Source organism: Virgibacillus salarius, assembly GCF_039521925.1.
Lineage (GTDB): Bacteria > Bacillota > Bacilli > Bacillales > Amphibacillaceae > Virgibacillus > Virgibacillus salarius.
Genome location: NZ_BAAACY010000022.1, coordinates 23,031 through 42,891 on the forward strand (window position 1 = coordinate 23,031; position 19,861 = coordinate 42,891).

Annotated in this window: 17 protein-coding genes; 4 read left to right on the forward strand and 13 right to left on the reverse strand. The window is 36.7% G+C overall.

Annotation, left to right across the window (positions count from 1 at the left end; translation table 11 throughout):
* Positions 1–211: 211 nt before the first annotated feature.
* The 7 genes from ABDZ84_RS04035 to fni form a co-directional block, all read right to left on the reverse strand.
* The gene (locus ABDZ84_RS04035) at positions 212–967 is read right to left on the reverse strand and encodes an iron ABC transporter ATP-binding protein (protein WP_026683098.1); all 756 of its coding nucleotides are present in this window, start codon (positions 965–967) and stop codon (positions 212–214) included.
* Positions 961–1,911, reverse strand: coding sequence for an iron chelate uptake ABC transporter family permease subunit (locus tag ABDZ84_RS04040; RefSeq protein ID WP_121604488.1), 951 nt, complete (start codon positions 1,909–1,911; stop codon positions 961–963). Before ABDZ84_RS04040 ends, ABDZ84_RS04035 begins: the two co-directional genes overlap by 7 nt.
* The gene (locus tag ABDZ84_RS04045; RefSeq protein ID WP_026683096.1) at positions 1,901–2,854 is read right to left on the reverse strand and encodes an ABC transporter permease; all 954 of its coding nucleotides are present in this window, start codon (positions 2,852–2,854) and stop codon (positions 1,901–1,903) included. Before ABDZ84_RS04045 ends, ABDZ84_RS04040 begins: the two co-directional genes overlap by 11 nt.
* 303 nt (positions 2,855–3,157) lie before the next feature.
* Positions 3,158–3,874 (reverse strand): DsbA family oxidoreductase, encoded by a 717-nt coding sequence (locus ABDZ84_RS04050; RefSeq protein ID WP_026683095.1) that lies wholly within the window; start codon positions 3,872–3,874, stop codon positions 3,158–3,160.
* Between the two features lie 83 nt (positions 3,875–3,957).
* Positions 3,958–4,827 (reverse strand): MBL fold metallo-hydrolase, encoded by an 870-nt coding sequence (locus ABDZ84_RS04055; protein WP_343780235.1) that lies wholly within the window; start codon positions 4,825–4,827, stop codon positions 3,958–3,960.
* Between the two features lie 176 nt (positions 4,828–5,003).
* Positions 5,004–5,201 (reverse strand): hypothetical protein, encoded by a 198-nt coding sequence (locus tag ABDZ84_RS04060; protein ID WP_121604744.1) that lies wholly within the window; start codon positions 5,199–5,201, stop codon positions 5,004–5,006.
* A 504-nt stretch (positions 5,202–5,705) separates the two neighbouring features.
* A complete protein-coding gene (gene fni, locus ABDZ84_RS04065; protein ID WP_026680701.1) occupies positions 5,706–6,761 on the reverse strand; it encodes a type 2 isopentenyl-diphosphate Delta-isomerase in 1,056 nt (351 codons plus the stop codon).
* Between the two features lie 652 nt (positions 6,762–7,413).
* Here fni and glpT point away from each other — a divergent pair.
* Positions 7,414–8,775 (forward strand): glycerol-3-phosphate transporter, encoded by a 1,362-nt coding sequence (glpT, locus tag ABDZ84_RS04070; RefSeq protein WP_026680700.1) that lies wholly within the window; start codon positions 7,414–7,416, stop codon positions 8,773–8,775.
* Between the two features lie 202 nt (positions 8,776–8,977).
* Here glpT and ABDZ84_RS04075 read toward each other — a convergent pair whose 3' ends face one another.
* Positions 8,978–9,520: a hypothetical protein gene (locus ABDZ84_RS04075; RefSeq protein WP_026680699.1), complete on the reverse strand. Its 543-nt coding sequence runs from the start codon at positions 9,518–9,520 to the stop codon at positions 8,978–8,980.
* Positions 9,521–9,604: 84 nt separating this feature from the next.
* On the opposite strand from ABDZ84_RS04075, the gene ABDZ84_RS04080 reads away from it, so the two are divergent.
* The gene (locus ABDZ84_RS04080; protein ID WP_321134377.1) at positions 9,605–10,213 is read left to right on the forward strand and encodes a TetR/AcrR family transcriptional regulator; all 609 of its coding nucleotides are present in this window, start codon (positions 9,605–9,607) and stop codon (positions 10,211–10,213) included.
* Positions 10,210–10,755, forward strand: coding sequence for an HD domain-containing protein (locus ABDZ84_RS04085; RefSeq protein WP_026680697.1), 546 nt, complete (start codon positions 10,210–10,212; stop codon positions 10,753–10,755). Before ABDZ84_RS04080 ends, ABDZ84_RS04085 begins: the two co-directional genes overlap by 4 nt.
* Positions 10,756–10,995: 240 nt before the next feature.
* Here the strand turns inward: ABDZ84_RS04085 and rsgA are convergent, their stop codons facing one another.
* The 5 genes from rsgA to ABDZ84_RS04110 all read right to left on the reverse strand — a co-directional run bounded on the left by rsgA (position 10,996) and on the right by ABDZ84_RS04110 (position 17,369).
* Positions 10,996–12,063 carry a ribosome small subunit-dependent GTPase A gene (gene rsgA, locus ABDZ84_RS04090; RefSeq protein WP_121604483.1) on the reverse strand — a complete coding sequence of 356 codons (1,068 nt, stop codon included), beginning with the start codon at positions 12,061–12,063 and terminating at the stop codon, positions 10,996–10,998.
* Positions 12,064–12,304: 241 nt separating this feature from the next.
* Positions 12,305–13,129, reverse strand: coding sequence for an aldo/keto reductase (locus tag ABDZ84_RS04095; protein WP_026680695.1), 825 nt, complete (start codon positions 13,127–13,129; stop codon positions 12,305–12,307).
* Between the two features lie 90 nt (positions 13,130–13,219).
* The gene (abc-f, locus tag ABDZ84_RS04100; protein WP_205389531.1) at positions 13,220–14,845 is read right to left on the reverse strand and encodes a ribosomal protection-like ABC-F family protein; all 1,626 of its coding nucleotides are present in this window, start codon (positions 14,843–14,845) and stop codon (positions 13,220–13,222) included.
* A gap of 426 nt (positions 14,846–15,271) precedes the next feature.
* Positions 15,272–16,690, reverse strand: coding sequence for a glycoside hydrolase family 18 protein (locus ABDZ84_RS04105; RefSeq protein WP_343780250.1), 1,419 nt, complete (start codon positions 16,688–16,690; stop codon positions 15,272–15,274).
* A gap of 166 nt (positions 16,691–16,856) precedes the next feature.
* Positions 16,857–17,369 (reverse strand): GNAT family N-acetyltransferase, encoded by a 513-nt coding sequence (locus ABDZ84_RS04110; protein WP_121604480.1) that lies wholly within the window; start codon positions 17,367–17,369, stop codon positions 16,857–16,859.
* Positions 17,370–17,539: 170 nt separating this feature from the next.
* On the opposite strand from ABDZ84_RS04110, the gene ABDZ84_RS04115 reads away from it, so the two are divergent.
* Entirely contained in the window at positions 17,540–19,321 is a 1,782-nt protein-coding gene (locus ABDZ84_RS04115) for a methyl-accepting chemotaxis protein (RefSeq protein WP_121604479.1), read from the forward strand.
* The last annotated feature ends 540 nt before the right edge of the window (positions 19,322–19,861 follow it).

Sequence of the window (19,861 nt, forward strand, 5' to 3'; positions counted from 1 at the left end):
GTCATTTTTGCCCAATCTCTTTTGTACCGGGCTCGTTATATGAAAGCATTCCAAGAGCTTTTTTTCTTAAACCTATTTACCTGTGCCAAAACATACGATAAAATTAAAATTGTCAGCATTCCTTCATCATGACCTTAGTTTTCGCTAACATCATGATGGGGGGATTTTTTATATTGGAATCACTTCAAATGGTATTAAGCCATGTAGATGATTAAAAATAAACACATATACGTTTATCATCAATGTCTTGAATATCAATGTCCATATCATAAATATCTTTTAGGACACATTTATCAATGACATCACAAGCCTTACCTTGTTTTACTACCTTTCCATCCTTCAAAGCCACAATATTATCTGAGTAGCATGACGCAAAATTAATATCATGAATAACAATTAATATTGTTTTCCCAAGCTCATCTACTAAATTTCTTAGTGTCTTCATGATTTGAACGGAATGGCGCATATCCAGATTATTTAATGGCTCATCCAAAAGAATGTACTCTGTATCCTGTGCAATTACCATGGCAATATGTGCACGTTGACGTTGACCACCACTTAGTTCATCTAAAAACTTATCCTGCATCTCACGAAGCTCCATATAATCAATGGCTTCATCCACTTTTTCCCAATCATAGCTATTGAGCTTACCTTGAGAGTAAGGAAATCGTCCAAATGATACGAGCTCCCGAACTGTTAGTTTTAAGTTGATCGAATTAGATTGTTTTAGTATCGATATCTTCTTAGCCAGCTCATTGTTTTTAGTTTCCATAATGTCTTTGCCATCAATGGATATATTTCCATTATCTTTTGCGATAAGACGACTAACCATAGAGATCAACGTACTTTTCCCAGCACCATTCGGTCCGATGAAAGAAGTAATGGTCCCTTTTTCAATGTTTAAAGAAACATCTTCAATCACTTTCTTCTGGTTATACGACTTAAATACATTTTTTATGTCTACCATGATTTATTCTCCTTTAACAAAAGATATATAAAGTAAATACCACCAATAAAGTTAATGATGACACTAATAGTTGTTTGGAAAGTAAATACTTTCTCCACAATAAATTGACCACCTAGTAATGCGATAATGCTAATTAGCATCGAACCAATAAGAATGTAAAAATGACGGAACGTTTTTAAAAACTCATAAGCTAAGTTTACGACGAGCAACCCAAGAAACGTCATGGGTCCAACTAGTGCTGTTGCCATGGAAATAAATATGGCAACAATGATTAGTAAATGTTTAACAACACGATTATAGGGCACACCTAAATTAATTGCATTATCCTTCCCTAACCCCAATACATCTAAATATTTATAATACCGCATTAAATAAATAATAAGCAGTACAAATATCACAATGGAGATATAAACAAGATTGGTATTTACGTTGTTAATACTTGCAAACATACGATCCTGTGCTACCATAAATTCATTTGGATCGATCAGAACTTGCATAAAGGAAGTGATACTGCTAAAGAACGTTCCCAATATCATACCAACGAGCAAGAGAAAATAGATATTGTTGCTTTCTCCTTTAAAAAGTACTTGGTAGAGTAATAAAGAGAAAACAACCATTCCTCCAATTGACACGAGGTAGTTAACATTACTATTCATCATTATTAATGAATTGGAACCTATGGTAAAAATAATTAACGTTTGGATAAGTAAGTACAGTGAATCCAGTCCTAATACACTTGGTGTCAAGATGCGATTATTTGTTATGGTCATAAAGATGGTTGTTGCAAAAGCAATTGCACCACCTGTAAGTAATATAGCAACTACTTTCATAATTCGCCTTGGTAGGATATAGCCAATATTTCCACTTAGATCATAAAAGATATAGAGCATTGTTAATAAAACAGCAATTATGGCTAGTACGAGTGTTTTCTTTTTATATCCCATATTTTTTTCTCCTAAACAGCAGATAGATAAATAACCCACTACCTATCACGCCAACGGTTAAGCTAATTGGTATTTCATATGGATATATAATTACTCTGCCAATAATATCACATATAAGAACGAATAAAGCCCCTAATAATGCTGTATGTACCAAGCTCTTCTTTAAATGATCACCTTGATAGATGGTTACGATATTCGGAATAATCAAACCAAGGAATGGAATCACACCTACCGCCAAGACTACGGATGCAGTAACTAAGGCTACTATAATTAGACCTAAATTAACTACTTGTCGATAATTTAAACCCAAGTTTTTGGAGAAGTCCTCACCCATTCCAGCAATGGTAAATTTATTGGCATAAAAAAAAGCCAATAGCAGGATCGGAATGCTAACATACATTAACTCGTAGTTTCCACTCATAATCATAGAAAAATCGCCCTGCATCCATGACGATATATTTTGAATTAAATCATACTTGTATGCGATGAAAGTGGACATGGAGCTAATGATATTTCCAAACATCAGTCCAATAAGCGGAATGAATATGGCATCTTTAAATTTTATCTTTTCCAGTATCTTCATAAATGCAAATGTACCTAAAAGCGCAAATGCGAATGATACAAGCATTTTTTGAAATGGATTGGCAGCTGTAAATACAACCATGGAAACGAGGATACCAAGCCTTGCTGCATCTAATGTACCAGCAGTTGTAGGTGAAACAAATTTGTTTCTACTTAACTGTTGCATAATTAGTCCGCATATGCTCATGCTCATTCCAGCTATTAATATACTAATAAGTCTTGGAACTCTTGATACCATTAATACTTTTGCCTGATCCTCTGATAATCCAAATATATCTAATGGAGATATATCAGAAACACCAATAAATAAAGATACAAAGGAAAGTAGTATAAGTGCTAGTACTAAGTAACGTATTTTCATAGACTGACCTTCTCTTCCAACTTTCCTATATTAATAATTATTCTTACTTTTGAATTGTTCTAATTAATAATGATATTCATTATCAATTAGATTCTTCTATAAGTATAACAGATTTCCCCTTCACGTCAATAAAAAAAGGCTTTCGTTTATATTTTATTCACAAATAAGCCAAAAGAATGAAGCGCTTTCTTATATATGTGGGAAAGTACATTTTTTATTTAAAAATCTTCGCGTGCTATAGTATGGAGAATGTGATAAAAGGATTATTAAGAAGGAACTTCTCAATAATCCTTTGAGAACGGCTTATTCTGTCTCGCAGCCTTCGTCTGTGCAATAGGTCGTTTTTGAGGATTTAGGGTTTAGTGATTTTAATTTGCTTTCTTGTTGCTCTTCTTCCCATACTTGTTCAAGTACTTCCGCAAATACTTCCTGTGGCTGTGCTCCTGAAAGGGCGTACTTTTCATTAAACACAAAAAAGGGTACACCCTGCACACCAATTTGTCGGGCTTGTTCCTCATCTGCGCGCACATGAATCGCGTAATCATCTACTTTAAGCAACGTTGTAACCGCATTTTCATCCAAGCCCACGTCAATCGCAAGCGCAATTAATGTTTCATAATCACTAATTAACTTTGACTCTGTAAAGTAAGCATGCATCAAGCGTTCTGCCATTTCTATACCTTTTCCTTGTTGTTCCGCATATTTTGCAATACGATGAGCGTCAAAAGTATTGGTATGTTGCATCGTATCAAAATGATAGGTTAAACCAACCTCAGCCGCTTGCTTTCCAACACTCTCATTCATTTGCTTCGCTTGTTCTATCGACATTCCTTTTTTTTCTGATAGATATTCATGAATTGATTTATTAGGAGTTGCTTCGGTATTTGGATCCAGTTCATAGCTTTTAAACTCAAGTATTATTTGATTTTCATGTGGAAAAGTTTTCATTGCATTTTCTAGTCTTCTTTTTCCAATATAACAAAAAGGGCATACAAAATCCGACCAAACTTCGATTTTCATAACTACACCTCATTTCTCCTTACATTGTAGCATAGCTATTCTAAAGGAATGAAGAATTGTGCTTGTTTCGTAGCAGCTATGTCTTAATGTTTAGGTGAAGAGTGATCTGTATCTACATATCTTCCCTGATTTGGAACAGCGATGTCTTCAAAATAATCAACAAGCTTTTGTAATCCTTTTGTTAGTTTTTCACCTTCCATAGCGACACCATGTCCAGGTATAACAACTTGTGGATCAAGCGCTGCTAGTTTCTCAACAGATGCTTGTGCAGCTTTCCAATCCGTCGTAAAGTACTTAGGTGGACCACTCACCTCTGCTGTTTGCATAAATACACGAGAGAAAGATTCCTGACGAACTGTAATGAATGCATCACCAGAAAATAAAAGGGAATCACTTTCACGAAAATAGGATACATGCCCAGGCGAATGTCCTGGCGTGTGAATCCATCTCCAACCATCTAAATAGGGAACTTGATGATTATCAGGTAAGGGCTGAACTACATCTCCTAAGTCAATTGGCTCATTTGGATATAACGAAGATATCTTGGCTAATATTCCACTATCAACCGTTGTGTCTGGTTCCGGATAACTTTTTTCGCCACGTAAAAAAGGTAATTCGTTTGCATGTGTATAAATAGGTACCTCCCACTCTTCTGCTAAATCTGCTAGCCCTCCTACATGATCAAAATGCCCATGTGTTAAAAGGATTGCTTTTGGTTTACTTCCCTTACCAAAGCGATCAACTACAACGGATTTTATCTCAGGAGCTGCATTGGGTAATCCTGCATCTATAAGCACCCATTCTCCCTTATCGGGATATCCGATAAAACCAATATTAACTATTTGATCTGTATAGTAATAAACATCACTTTTTACTTGAATACCACCACCACTTGTAATAGATGTCATCGGAATGAATTTATGATGTTCCTTTTGATGAAAATCTTGATCCATCTAAACACGACTCCTTTGCTAATTAATAAGAATAGTATTTAACATATCTAGAAACTTCATGCAGGAGTTACATGTTTTTTGACTAAGCAATAAGAAAAACGGAGCAAAATTCGCTCAGTCCTTATCACTAAATGCTCAGATTTACGCTTCCTCTAGTAGCTATTATGGAATAATAGCTACTGCTTGACCACCACTCCGGCTGCCCACTTCCCTTTCCGTGGGGTTTGTCCTTCAGCTAACTTTTTTAGCAAAACCCGCTCAAAAAAGTGGATCTTCAGGTCAAACATTTCCCACAGGAGTTGAAGTGGCCGGCCTTCGCTATTATCAGGCTCTACAACGCTAGCATGAAGTAACACAGCTACTTTTATACTCACGGATAGCGATTTTTACTTTACCCATTGTAAAAAAGTCAACCTATTACTTATGACAAGAATTGGTGCACATTCTCATAGCGGAGACGAATTACGTAGACTCCTGCGGGAATAGCGCGAGCCGAAAATCCACTTTGCAACGTGTTCTTCTTTGCAAAGTTAGTTGAGGCCGTGTCCGCGGAAAGCGAAGTAATTCGTCGGAGCATTGCCAATATACATCAAACATTTCAAAATAACTACTTGGCTTAACGCAGTCATTGCACTGATTTTATACTTTCTTATCTTTGAACAAAAGCGCAAGCGCCCGATTAGGACTGGAGCGATTCAACGGAGATAAAAGAATCATGGTATGCTTGCGAGCCGATAATGACTTATCGTAAGATGATTCGTGAAATCGACCAGTTTGTGGGCGCTGGGGCTGGACGCGGCTCAACTCGCCCATTTTTATCCACATGGGCTAATTTTATAATTCCTAGACTAAAATAAAAACAGCTAAAACCTAATGGCTTAGCTGCTTTCATCAAGCAAGGATTTCCCCATAATCGTTAGACGTTTTGTATTTTTTAACTCGTTTAAAGAAGTAACACCAATTCCAAACATCACCATTTTCAATTCCAATTCGATTTGTTCCATTGTTTGCATTACAGATTCCACTGATTCTGTTGCAGTTTGCAATAATTGCCTAGCAAATCCAATCACATCGGCTCCAATCGTAATTGCTTTTGCTGCGTCTACGCCTGTTTTCATACCACCACTTGCTACGAGTGGTATGTTCGGTAGCTTACTTTTTACGGACACAATACAATCCTTTGTAGGTATTCCCCAGTTATTAAATGCTTCTGCTGCAGCCTTCTTAAGTGAATCTTGAGATCTTAGCTTTTCGACTTGACTCCATGATGTGCCACCAGCTCCAGCTACATCAATGTACGAAATCCCTGCATCGTATAGTCGCTTAGCTACCGTACCATCTATCCCAAATCCTACTTCTTTCGCTCCAACTGGAACGTCTAGACGCTCACATATCTTCTCGATTTTCGGCAATAGTTCATTGAAATTCAGATCCCCTTCATCTTGTACTGCTTCCTGTAAGCTATTTAAATGCAGAACGAGAGAATCCGCCTCCGTCAAATCTACAATTCGTTGTGCTTCTTCGACACCATACCCATAATTTAATTGAACAGCACCTAAATTAGCAATTAATGGAACAGTTGGTGCTTGCTTACGTATTAAAAAAGAATCCTTATGCGAGTCACTTTCCAATAGTGCCCTTGTAGATCCAAGTGCCACCGCCCATCTTTTTTCTTCCGCTGCTAATGCTAAGTTTTGATTAATTTGTGCTGCTAGCTCAGACCCTCCAGTCATTGAACTTACTAAGAATGGGGCCTGCAGTGATTTATGTAAAAACGTAGTAGTTGTCTCGATAGAATCAAAATTAATTTCTGGAAGTGCATTATGTATAAATGAAATTCCCTCTAACCCTGTTGATTTATTGATGCCTTCTACATTTTCGGTTAAACAAAGTCGAATATGCTCTGTCTTTCTACGGTTAATTCCTTCTTCCATTTTATAGACCTCCAATTTTAGACCTCCATCCATATCATAACATACCTTGACCAATTGTTCGTATTGTAATGATCTTTCTTTAATAATTTTGCAGACTCAGCTAATCGCTTATTCTGAGTGGTTAATTCCAAATACGAGGCTCATGAAGAAATGCTTTCTTCCAAAAATATATTGACAGCGATTGCATTACAGTTTACATTAAATTAATAAGTTAATATATGGGTCGGAGATAATGGAGAGACAGCTTTATTCCTCTTTTCTTTTATAGAAGAGGCGTTTAAGCATGTCTTTTTTTTTCGTAATTTACACCCATGCCTATTGGAATCAATTTCATAAGTGCTTATCCGAACAATCTATAAAAAGGGAAGCTTCAACCAGGGGAGGAATATTAGCGATTTTATTCGGGTAAATTTAAAATAACTCGTGATTGAAAGATGCTGATTTCATCGATTGTAACATATGGTGGTGACTCTACAGGAAGAGTGCTCAGATGAGACTTAATTGGCATGAATCGATGAGATGACTCACGGTAAGCGTGTGCCTGTAGATGAAATTTACTGTATTCACTATTCACATTCAAGATCACTCGGATTAGGCTACCATTATAAACTTGACTCATTTAACTTAAATATAGGGAAAGAAGGGAGAACAAATGTTCAAATTTTTAAAGCCTGCACCTCATAAAGAAAGGATGCCAGAAGAAAAAATCGACTCTTCCTATAAAAAGCTTCGGTTGCAAGTATTTTTAGGAATATTTATTGGCTATGCAGGATATTATTTAATTCGTAAAAACTTTTCGCTTGCGATACCTTATTTAACAGAGGAAGGCTTTACCAAAGGGGAATTAGGGATTGCTTTAGCAGCAATTTCCATTGCTTATGGTGTAAGTAAGTTTGTGATGGGGACTGTATCAGATCGCAGTAATGCTAGATATTTCCTCACCATTGGACTCATATTATCAGCTATTATCAACTTACTAATTGGCTTCGTGCCATTCTTTACTTCAACAGTGACTATCATGTTTATAATGCTATTTTTAAATGGATGGGCACAAGGTATGGGGTGGCCACCTTCCGGAAGAATATTAGTACACTGGTTTAGCGTTAGTGAAAGAGGCACGAAAACCTCGATTTGGAATGTAGCACACAACGTTGGTGGCGGGTTAATGGCACCACTAGCGATAGCAGGTGTATCCATTTGCACTACTTATTTTGGTGCTGTGTTTGTCGGCTACGAAGGAATATTTATTCTACCAGCTCTTGTTGCAATCGTGGTTGCTATCATTGCGTTCTTGTTAATGAGAGATACGCCACAATCCGTCGGTTTACCACCGATCGAGGAGTACCGTAATGATTATCAAAGCAAGGATAAAAAAACATATGAAACAGAACTAACTACAAAAGAAATATTGTTTAAATATGTTTTAAATAATAAATGGGTATGGACAATTGCATTAGCAAATGTGTTTGTATACTTTGTGCGCTATGGTGTACTTGACTGGGCACCGACGTATTTAAGTGAAGAAAAATCCTTTAATATGGAAGAATCTAGTTTAGCCTATTTCTTATACGAGTGGGCTGGAATACCTGGGACATTATTATGTGGATATATTTCCGATAAGGTATTTAAAGGGCGTCGTGGTCCTGCAGGTGTCATCTTCATGGTAGGAGTTCTACTCTCTGTTGTTGTTTATTGGCTTAATCCAGCAGGAAACCCTTTAATTGACAACTTAGCACTTATAGCAATAGGTTTCCTTATATATGGACCGGTTATGCTTATCGGCTTACAAGCATTAGACTTTGTACCAAAGAAAGCTGCCGGAACCGCTGCTGGCCTAACAGGTTTGTTTGGCTATCTTGGTGGTGCTGTAATGGCAAATGCACTTATGGGATTTATTGTACAACATGCAGGCTGGAATGCAGGTTTCCTTTTATTAACTGGTTCTTGCATATTAGCCATTCTATTATTTACGTTAACTTGGAATGTTCGCGGACAAGAAGTAGTTAAGCATTAATAATAAATTATAGGGAGTTCCAAAAGCTATGGAAAATGGCTAAAGGGCTCCCCTTTTTATATATCTAAAGTTCAAATGAAACAATCCTTTGTCAAACGCTAGAACAGGACACCTATAGCTGATTTATTTTACCTAATGTGACCATCCTTGTATCGTGTAAATATAGTGGAACAACAGGAACCTAAAAAAATATAATATCGTGCTAAACGTGAGAACTAGACTTCTTTGGAAATAATGTATAACTAAAGCTAATAACAAAATCAATCAGCAATATTAGTGACCAGAGACGAAAGGTTTCAAATAACGCATTTGTCTGTTCCGGATTATTTATATATAAAATGATACCTCCTAAAAATACACTCCCTATGCACCAAGCTAACAAATGACGATACCAACCAACTCGTTCGCTTTTAGCGAATTCCTTTCCATACTTTTTCTTTTTAGACGGCTTCTCACCATCAGCAAACCGATAGGCAAATTGTTGATCCGCCCATTTGATCATACTATGACCATAGCCTATGCTTACACCAATATAAATAGCAGCAATACCGTGAACTGTTGTGGCAATTGCCCCGTTTTTCAAATCAATTACTGTTGCCATTAACAAGATAAAGTCAACAACTGGAGTAAGGATAAGTAATATAGCCCCAAGCCGTCTCTTTTTAAATACATATCTTGCGATTAAACCAGCTAAAACAAATATCCAAAAACCGATCTCACAAGCAATAATTAACCAACCAATCAAAGAATCCACCTCTTTTTAGTACAATCGTATTAATTAAATTATACGTTACTTATTTAAATAATACAACTGTGTTATAATAATGACATGCCAAAAAAAGTAGATCATGAAAAAAGAAAAATTATAATAGCAGAAGCAACATGGAAAATAATTGTAGAAGAAGGAATAGAGCAAGCAACCGTTCGTAATATCGCTCATGCTGCTGATTTATCAGTAGGCGCTTTAAGGCACTATTTCACAACCCAATCGGAGTTGTTGCTTTATTCCATGCAACTAGTCTCCGATAGAGCTCGAGAAAGAATGGCCAGTCAACAGTACGATGGTCCACCACTACAAGTCATGGAGGAAGTTCTTTTTGAATTTATACCTTTAGATAAAGACAGAAAAATAGAGATGGAGGTATGGTTAAGTTTTTCAGCAAGAAGTCTTGTTGACCCAGATTTAATGCAGTTGAATCAAAAGGTATATCATGACTTACGACGTGTTATTATTGCTGTTATTGATCATCTTATCTCCCTGCAATTCGTACCTGATCAGTTTGCTGCTGAGATTGAAACTGAACGGTTATATGCACTCATTGATGGACTTGCTATTCATCATTTGCTACAACCAGATAGCCTGTCTAAAGAAATGATGACCTCTGTGATCCAACATCATCTAAAGAGTTTATGTAAACAGGAGGTTTTGGATAAATGAGACAAAAAGCTAAAGCGTTCGCAACAAAGGCACATGATGGACAACGAAGAAAGAGTTCCAATGATCCTTATATCACTCATCCCATCCGTGTAGCAGCAAGGTTAGCAGCAGCTGGTTTTCGTGATGAATTAATTAGTGCTGGATATTTACACGATGTGGCGGAAGACACTTCTTATACTATTAAGGATATTAAGGAACAATTTGGTGATTCAATAGCTCACTTGGTTGCAGCCAATACAGAAAATAAATCTCTAAGTTGGCAGGAAAGAAAACAGCATACAATTGACAACTTGAAATCTGCGGAAAAGGAGATAAAATATTTAATTATTGCTGATAAACTAGATAATTTACTAAGCTTAGAACAGGACTTGAGAGGTCAAGGTGCAATTGTTTGGGACCATTTTAACGCTCCTTTCGAAAAGCAAAAATGGTACAATCAGTCATTAGTTGAAGTAATGTACTATGGTTTACGTTCTGAAGAAATCCCCAATTACTTTAGATTATATGAAGAAACTGTTGCTAGAGTGTTTGAAGGAAAATAATAAAGTAGTATTCCTTTGTGTTTTTTCCACAGAATTCTTGAGGAAAACATTGCTTTAGTAAGGCTCTTTCTGTCTGTTACATCTGGGATATACTATAATCTTCCGGAAAGAGTGGCAATCAACTATATGCCTTGACTCGCATACAGTACTGTTCTTGATGATTACTCGACTTCCACTTCATTTTTTATAGACAATAAAGCAGCCTCCGATTTCCAATGAGGAATGGAGGCTGTCTTTCTTTTATTTATATCTACGATTTTTATATCTTGTCTTCATATTTTTGGTAAGCTGCTTCCACTTATTTTTTTCTTCGAGTTGTGCTTTTTGATCCTGCTTTCTCTTTTCATAAGCTAACTCACGCTGTAATTTTAGATAGCTCTGGAAACGTGCTTCAGACAATTCACCTGAATTAAGGGCATCCTTCACTCTACAGCCAGGCTCCGTATCATGCTTGCAGTCGGTAAAATAACATGCGGTAACGAAGGCTTCAATATCCTCAAATGCCGTATCAATAGCATGTTCACCTTCCCAAAGCTGCAGCTCACGCATACCAGGTGTATCAATAAGTAATCCACCATTTTTCAATAAAAACATTTCACGATGTGTTGTTGTATGACGACCTTTACTATCATTCTCCCGTATAGCATTTGTAAGTTGAACCTGTTCTTCCAGTAGCACATTTACCAATGTTGATTTTCCTACGCCAGATGAACCTAAAAGCGCTGCAGTTTTACGTGGAGGCAAATAAGACATAAATTCCGTTATACCTTCTCCCGTTATACTGCTCAATGTAACAATCGGAATCCCAATTGCAACCTCTTCAAGCTCAGACATGATCGTAGCTATTTCATCAGCTTTACACATATCTTTTTTCGTAAGCACTATAACTGGTGAAGCTCCACTCTCATAGGCTGAGATAATATATCTTTCCATCCTTCGTACATTAAGATCATCATTTAACGAACCTACGATAAAAATAGTATCCAAATTTGCAGCAACTAACTGCGCTTCTGTCTTATCACCAGCCGCTTGGCGAACAAATTGAGTTTTACGTGGTAATAGTTCCTTTATTACTGCTTTTTTCTCATCAATTAGTTTCTCCACAACCACCCAATCACCAACAGCAGGAAAATCCATTGATGAATTAACCTCATTAAAGAATTTCCCACTAACATGCGCTATATACTCATATCGACCATCAGATATGCGATAGCTATTCCGTTGCACCGTAATAACACGTGCAATTGTATTCAAATTGACAGATGGTGAAGATGATTCCTCCCATCCTAACTTTACCAAATCGTTCACTATGAAAATTCCTCCTATAATGGAGAAAGCACCCTCATTATACCGACCGTTCCTCCATTTTGTTTGATGTGTACGTACATAAATTTCGTTTTACAGTTGCACTCATAAAACATCACTCCTTTCAAAATGGACCTATCGGTGTTAACCTACAATAGTTATACCCTATATTACTTACTTAGTAAAGTTCTTCTGTACAATTCAGCAAAAAGCCAGACGTAAAAAACACGTCTGGCTTCTCTGCCTATCTAATATTCATTTCGCTCGGCTCCGGGCCTTTACGCTCATTTCGATCCAATCCTTCGATCCTTTTCATATCATCAGTCGTTAGTTCAAAATCAAACACGTTAAAATTCTCTTCCATTCTAGATGGTGTAACTGATTTAGGTATTACAATATTATTATATTGCAGATGCCAGCGAAGAATTACCTGAGCAGGTGTTTTACTATAACTACCAGCAATACTAGTAATTACATCATTTTTTAATACTTCGCCACCTTGCATTAATGGACTCCAAGCTTCAAGATATATATTGTGTTTTTCACAGAATTCCTTTACTTCTTTTTGCTGCAAGTATGGGTGACACTCTACTTGATTAACCGCAGGAACAACATCACATTCATCTATTAATCGTTGCAAGTGCTCCACATTAAAGTTACAAACACCAATCGCTTTCACACGACCATCCTTATATAGCTTTTCCAAAGCTTTATATGTTTCCACATAGTCATCATACTCAGGCGTCGGCCAGTGAATAAGGTAAAGATCAACATAATCTAAGCCTAATCGTTCTAAGCTTTTGTCAAATGCCTGTAGCGTATTCTCATAGCCTTGATCCGAATTCCAAACTTTAGTAGTGATAAAAAGGTCTTCACGTGCAACATTACTGTTTGCTAGTGCCTTACCAACACCATTTTCGTTTTCATAAACTTTTGCAGTATCAATAGAGCGGTAACCAATTTCTAGTGCCTTTTCCACTGCAGGGGTCGCTTCTTCATCCGGTACTTGCCAAACACCAAATCCTAATTGTGGCATTTTCAAACCGTTGTTAAGTGTTATATACTGCATCTTTTAACTCCCTTTCATTTTGGAATATTATTCTTATATTATCACAGCTGCTTATTGGATTTAATCAATATGCATTCGTAATGACCATCCTTAATCTCTCCATTTTCTCCGAGCGAACGTGTAATTTCCTTCATATCTCGATAAGCGTTCCTGATCAATTAAATAGGTTACAGGAAAGAGTCTATCTAAAAAGTATCGATCATGTGATACTGCAATAATTGTTCCATCAAATTGTTCTAATGCTTCTTCTAGAACCTCTTTGGATTCAATATCAAGATGATTCGTTGGCTCATCTAAAATAAGCAAATTATGATTCTGGTACACAAGTTCCGCCAAACGTAGACGCATTTTTTCTCCACCACTTAATTGCTTAACCTTACGGAAAACACTCGGACCAAAGAAAAGAAACCTTGCTAAAATCCCCCTCGCTTCTCCCTCTGTAACAGGTACTTGATCACGAAATTCTTCCAGAACAGATCGAGATCCATCCATTTCTAACATATGCTGTGATAAGAAACCAATAGATAAATTGCTTCCTAGTTGGATCGCACCCTGATCTGGTTCATCTTTCCCTAATAACATTCTTAACAGAGTTGATTTCCCAGTTCCGTTTTCACCTATAATAGCAACACGATCTTGAAAGCGAATATGCATATTGGCTGCCGAAAATAATGGTTTACTCGGAAAACGCTTATACACATTATCCAGCAGAATAACATCCTTCCCACTACGTTTTTCCATTTGAAAATCCAAATTAATACGCTTTTTCTCCAAAATCGGACGTTTCAAGACAGTCATTTTCTCTAAAGCTTTTTCCATACTTTTGGCTCGACGATGCAAGCCATCATTTGGTGGATTTGCTTGATTTGCCCACTCTTTTAAACGTTTAATCGTTTCCTTCATCTTCTTTATTTTTTTCTGTTGATCCTGGTATTGCTGGAATTCTTGCAGTAAACGCGTTTCTCTTTCTTTTACATAATCCGTATAATTCGTATGATATTTCAACAGTTCTCCTTGGTCCATCTCTAATATAGTAGTTACTGTTTCATCTAGAAAATAACGGTCATGAGAAACAATGACAACTGTTCCATGGTATTGATTTATAAAATTTGTTAGCCATTCAATCGCAAGGAAATCCAAATGATTCGTCGGCTCATCCAACAGCAGAAGATCTGGCGCTGTTAATAATAGCTGCGCTAAACCAACCTTTGTTCTTTCTCCACCACTTAGGTTCTTCCACTTCTTATTGGCTAAATGCTCCATTTGTAAGCCATTCATTACACGCCTTACTTGAGCATCCATTTCGTAACCACCTTGATCCTGGAATTGCTCTTGAAGCTTTCCGTACTTTTCAATAAGAAGCATTAATTGATCAGCTTCCGTTTCCGAAGACATACTAGCTTCCAATTCAAGCATTTGTGATTTTAGTCGATTAAGCTTTGTAAAAACTTGAAATAACAGTGATTCAACCTCAGCTTCAGCTTCTAAAGATGGGGCTTGCTGTAATAAACCAACGGATAAATTCTTTTTCCATGTAATCGTACCTTCTGCTGGCTCCGACTTCTTTGCCAATAAATCTAGTAAGGTTGTCTTTCCTTCTCCATTCCTTCCAATTAACCCAATTCGTTCTCCTTCTTTAATTTCAACTGTAATATCCTTAAATATAATATTTGCACCTAATATTTGCGTCACTTGCTGTAAACTGCTAATAATCATCTTCTCTTCCTCCGTTTGCCGAAGAGACACTTACTACACATAGAAAGAAGTATTTTTATTAGATTGCTATTCAATTTTTACATCATAAAGAACAATCTTTTAAAAACACCAAAAAAAGACGCAAAGAGTTCTCCCCTTACACGCCTTTTTCACTAGATATATGGAAGCGTTAGTCTATTCCACTTCAGAGGAAGCCAACGATTTTCCATACGAATCCGCTTGTAGGTAGATGTCTCTTACTGGTATTTTTCCTAATGTTGTAGTAAAAAAGGGCATACTTATCCCTCAAGCAACATTTCCGGAAAAAATCGCATAACGAAACCAAAGATATTCTTTAATCTTCGTTACACTACCAGTATGATTCATCTAACCCACCTCCTTTTTAATTATGTCTAGTATACTTAAAAATTCAGAAAGGTGTCAATGCTAAACGTCACCTTTTTTTACGATAAAGTTATTTTGCAAAACAGCCCAATTTTGGGGAAATGGAATACCTAATACCCAGTAACTAGCCCCTCTTATATCATAATCTCTTAGTGTATCGTATTTTGCTTGGATACTTCTTGCATCCTCAAACCATACTTCATGCTGCTGACCATCTCCAGCCGTATAACGGAAGTATGGTGATTGATAGGTATCATTATATTGGATCTCCGCTCCATAAGTTGCAGCTAGTTGGATGGCTTCTTGTGAACTAACTGTTCGAGCTACAGTACCTTCTTGCCACGGAATTTTCCAGTCTCTTCCATACAACGGTATTCCCATCATAATTTTATCACGAGGTATGACTGTAATTGCATAATCTAGTACCTTACGTACCTCATTAATTGGCGCTATCGCTAATGGTCTTCCTCCTGCCCATCCCCATTCATAAGTCATGAGCACAATAAAATCAACAATTTCTCCCTGTGTTTTATAATCATGAGCCTCATAGAGCAATCCTTCTTGATCACTTCTAATTTTGGGAGCAAGAGCCGTAGTAACCAGATATCCATTAGGATGAAGGCGAGCTACAACACGCCGTAAAAAGTTGTTATAGTTCTCTCGATCCTCAGGATAAACATATTCAAAATCAAAATTTACTCCTTGATATCCTTTTTCTTGCATTTCTTCTAATAGAATCGTTATTAACTTCTCTTGTAACTCAGGGCTCCGTAATAATGTTGCTGCTAAATCAGAGTCAAAGTCCCCTTCAACGAAATTTGTTAATACTAAAAGTGGCAGCACATTTGTTGCCTCTGCCGCTTCAAGAATAGGTAAATCGTTTAGCTCGGTAATCGTACCATCTGATCGAATACTATACGTAAATGGTGTTACGTACGTTAGTAGCCTTCCATAGGCCAATATTTCCTGAGCACCTTGTGCTCCCGTTTTTGTAGCATATGCATTTATTTCTTTAACCGGCCTGGATGGTTGAGGAATTTTTAATACTTGACCTGGATAAATAAGCGATGGATTGGTAATTGCATTCATCCTCATTAATTCATTAACTGTAACACCAGTCTGTTGGGCTATTTCCCATAACGAATCTCCAAGCTGTACGATATATGGATAATAAGGTATTTCTAACATCTGTCCTACAAATAACAAATTAGGGTCTGTTATTTGATTGACTGCCGCAATCTCCTGTACAGGTATTTGATATCGTTGGGCTATCATCCACAATGTATCTCCAGACTGCACAACATATTCTCTACGTGGATCTGGAATGACAAGTGCTTGCCCAATCACTAATATATTTGGATTATTCAATTGATTTAATACAGCTATTTGTCGATAATCAGAACCATAACGCTCCGCAATGTTCCATAATGTATCATTTCGTTTAATCACATGAATTTGCATTTGTATATACGCTCCCAATTCAAGTAACTACTATTCATAGAAATTAGCAAGACCCCATGAATATAGTCTCATTGTTTCTATTGACTATCTTATTCATTAGGTGTTTGTCCTGTTATTACAAACTGTGTTTATTTCAAAAAAACTGCTCCGTTTTTACGGAACAGCATCAATTATTAATCCAAAGTATTTCACCATATTGTTCTTGATAATCTATTTTCACATCAAAATAATGTTTACTATAAAAATGCTTCAGCCGATTTACATGATCAAAATCCCGCTGAACAATGTCACCAGTGATGTACTGCTTATTCTCATCTCTAGCTATTTCCTTTAAATGCCTCATTAATACAGAGCCAAATCCCTTGTTCTGTTCCCCTTTTATATCTGAAATATGAAGGGTACTTGTATTTTTATATTCTGCTTGAATAGCTGAATCCCAATTACCTCGAAAAGGCTTGGTACATTCATGGAGCATAATTTGGAAAGAATTTGATTGTTTATCTGCATAAATGATAACCCAATTGTCATCTTGTGTTTGGTCAATACTAATAACGTCAGACTTTTTAGCTATTTCTTTTATACTATTTTGCATGCGAAATAATTGGACTTCTAATGAGTCTAGCTCTTGCTTTAATTCATTTTTATCCTTCTCCACGGTTAAAAAAGCTGAATAGTTCATATATATCACCTGTATTTATAGTTATTTCAATTCAAACCACAATTTCACATTTTACATGATACGCATTAAATGAAGCAAATGTTAAAAAATTTTAAATAGTACTTCATACTCAGTTCTTTTATGTCGATAATGAAAGAAAATGCTTTTCTTAATATAACTGGGGGATATATATGAAGAAAAATAAGGTCAAAAAAATAAAACCTAAAGTAAAACAAAAGAAAGAAAAGACAATTAAACAAAAGAACAAAAGCCCTATTAATTGGAAAAATGTAAAAATAGGTCAAAAGTATGTAGCTATTTTTCTTATAACAGCGGCTCTGTTTATCGCTGCAACCACGATCGTTTATGTACAATTAACGAAAGGACAAAAGAATATGGATCAAATCAGCGAGCAAAGTATACGTGTGAACGAGATGACTCAGCTATCTTCTCTGATCCAAGGAAAAGATGTACAAATTGCGGACTATTTACTTTCCGAGGATTATAAATATGTAAACATGTTCAAAGAATACCAAGCGGAATTTGATGCACTTGTTAAGAAAATTAAACCCACGATGAAAACAAACAAGCAAAAAGAAATATTTAAAAAGATTGTAGAAAATGATGCTAGTATAAATGATACGTTTTTTAATGAGATGGTTGCTTCCGTACAAAGTGGAGAAGATACGATGGCAAATTCATTACGCTCTTATTCAACAAGACTACGAACAGAAACAATCCAGCTCGTTAATGATTTAAGCAAGATCGTTCGCCAAGAACAAGAAACATCTGTGAATCAAGCTTCAGAAACAATGAATTATAGTACAATAGTATTAATGATAGCCAATTTAACAGCTATTATCGTTGGAATTTTACTTATGATTCTAATTAGTAAGAAGACATCCCTCCATTTGAGCAACGTTGTAAAAATTACTTCAGAAGTAGCAAATGGAAACCTCCAAGCCACATCGATGAATTATCAAGGAAAAGACGAGATCGGGCAACTTGCACAGTCAGTTAATCAAATGAAGGACAATATTAAAGGGATCCTTTTCAAAGTTCAAAACGCTTCCAATTCTGTCTCATCTCGCAGTGAGGAATTGACTCAATCAGCTAACGAGGTAAGAGAAGGAAGTAATCAAATTGCATCCACAATGGAAGAACTGTCCTCAGGTGCGGAGACACAGGCAACAAGTGCAGGCGATTTATCGGAAAATATGAATGATTTTGTACGAAAAGTTCAATCATCAGAAGCAAATGGTCAAGAAGTGATGCAAAGCTCTCAGAAAGTTCAACAGTTAACTTCTGAAGGTACAGAACTGATGAAACAATCCGTATCACAAATGAAGCAAATAGACTCGATTGTTGCGGAAGCAGTAGAAAAAGTCCAAGGGCTCGATCATCAGTCAAACGAGATTTCCAAGCTAGTTCTTGTTATTAAAGATATTGCAGATCAAACGAACTTGCTATCCTTAAACGCTGCCATAGAAGCAGCTAGAGCTGGTGAACACGGAAAAGGATTCGCAGTTGTAGCTGATGAGGTACGTAGGCTATCCGAGCAAGTTGCATCATCAGTTGGAGAAATAACTACGATTGTTCAAAATATCCAATCAGAAACCACCCAAGTGGTTGGGTCATTAAATAGTGGCTATCATGAAGTAAAAGAAGGAACTACACAAATTGAAACTACTGGTAAGAACTTTACTACCATCAATCATGCAGTGAGAGATATGACAAATAAGATAAATACAATTTCTGAAAATTTAAAGGAAATTGCAGCAAATAGCGTAGATATGAATCAGCTAATTGAAGAGATTGCCTCTGTCTCCGAAGAATCTGCTGCTGGCGTGGAACAGGCTGCCGCATCCGCCCAACAAACATCTAGTTCTATGGAAGAAGTATCTTCTAATGCAAATGAGCTAGCAGAACTAGCTGAAAAATTAAATGAAGAAATAAATACGTTTAAACTATAAAGTTTGACTAGCAATCAGTGGGATTTTACTGCCAATTATATGCGGGATAGACAAGGATAAGCTAAGAAAAACGGAGCAAAATTCGCTCAGTCCTTATCACTAAATGCTCAGATTTACGCTTCCTATAGTAGCTATTATGGAATAATAGCTACTGCTTGACCACCACTCCGGCTGCCCACTTCCCTTTCCGTGGGGTTTGTCCTTCAGCTAACTTTGCAACGTGTTCTTCTTTGCAAAGTTAGTTGAGGCCGTGCCCGCGGAAAGCGAAGTAATTAGTCGGAGCATTGCCAATATACATCAAACATTTCAAAATAACTACTTGGCTTAACGCAGTCATTGCACTGATTTTATACTTTCTTAACTTAGAACAAAGCGCAAGCGCCCGATTAGAAACGTAGCGACTAGAGCGAGAGAAAGGAATCACGGTGAGCTTGCGAGCCGATGATGACTTAGCTTAGGGCGATTCGTGAAGTCGCCTAGTTTCTGGGTGCTGGAACTGGACACGGCTCAACACGCTAAAACTATAAAAAATCGCTTCAG

Coding starts and splice junctions, on each gene's coding strand:
- ABDZ84_RS04035 (WP_026683098.1), bottom strand. CDS start 967: ATGGTAGACATAAAAAATGTATTTAAGTCGTATAACCAGAAGAAAGTG.
- ABDZ84_RS04040 (WP_121604488.1), bottom strand. CDS start 1,911: ATGGGATATAAAAAGAAAACACTCGTACTAGCCATAATTGCTGTTTTA.
- ABDZ84_RS04045 (WP_026683096.1), bottom strand. CDS start 2,854: ATGAAAATACGTTACTTAGTACTAGCACTTATACTACTTTCCTTTGTA.
- ABDZ84_RS04050 (WP_026683095.1), bottom strand. CDS start 3,874: ATGAAAATCGAAGTTTGGTCGGATTTTGTATGCCCTTTTTGTTATATT.
- ABDZ84_RS04055 (WP_343780235.1), bottom strand. CDS start 4,827: ATGGATCAAGATTTTCATCAAAAGGAACATCATAAATTCATTCCGATG.
- fni (WP_026680701.1), bottom strand. CDS start 6,761: ATGGAAGAAGGAATTAACCGTAGAAAGACAGAGCATATTCGACTTTGT.
- glpT (WP_026680700.1), top strand. CDS start 7,414: ATGTTCAAATTTTTAAAGCCTGCACCTCATAAAGAAAGGATGCCAGAA.
- ABDZ84_RS04080 (WP_321134377.1), top strand. CDS start 9,605: ATGCCAAAAAAAGTAGATCATGAAAAAAGAAAAATTATAATAGCAGAA.
- ABDZ84_RS04085 (WP_026680697.1), top strand. CDS start 10,210: ATGAGACAAAAAGCTAAAGCGTTCGCAACAAAGGCACATGATGGACAA.
- ABDZ84_RS04095 (WP_026680695.1), bottom strand. CDS start 13,129: ATGCAGTATATAACACTTAACAACGGTTTGAAAATGCCACAATTAGGA.
- abc-f (WP_205389531.1), bottom strand. CDS start 14,845: ATGATTATTAGCAGTTTACAGCAAGTGACGCAAATATTAGGTGCAAAT.
- ABDZ84_RS04105 (WP_343780250.1), bottom strand. CDS start 16,690: ATGCAAATTCATGTGATTAAACGAAATGATACATTATGGAACATTGCG.
- ABDZ84_RS04110 (WP_121604480.1), bottom strand. CDS start 17,369: ATGAACTATTCAGCTTTTTTAACCGTGGAGAAGGATAAAAATGAATTA.
- ABDZ84_RS04115 (WP_121604479.1), top strand. CDS start 17,540: ATGAAGAAAAATAAGGTCAAAAAAATAAAACCTAAAGTAAAACAAAAG.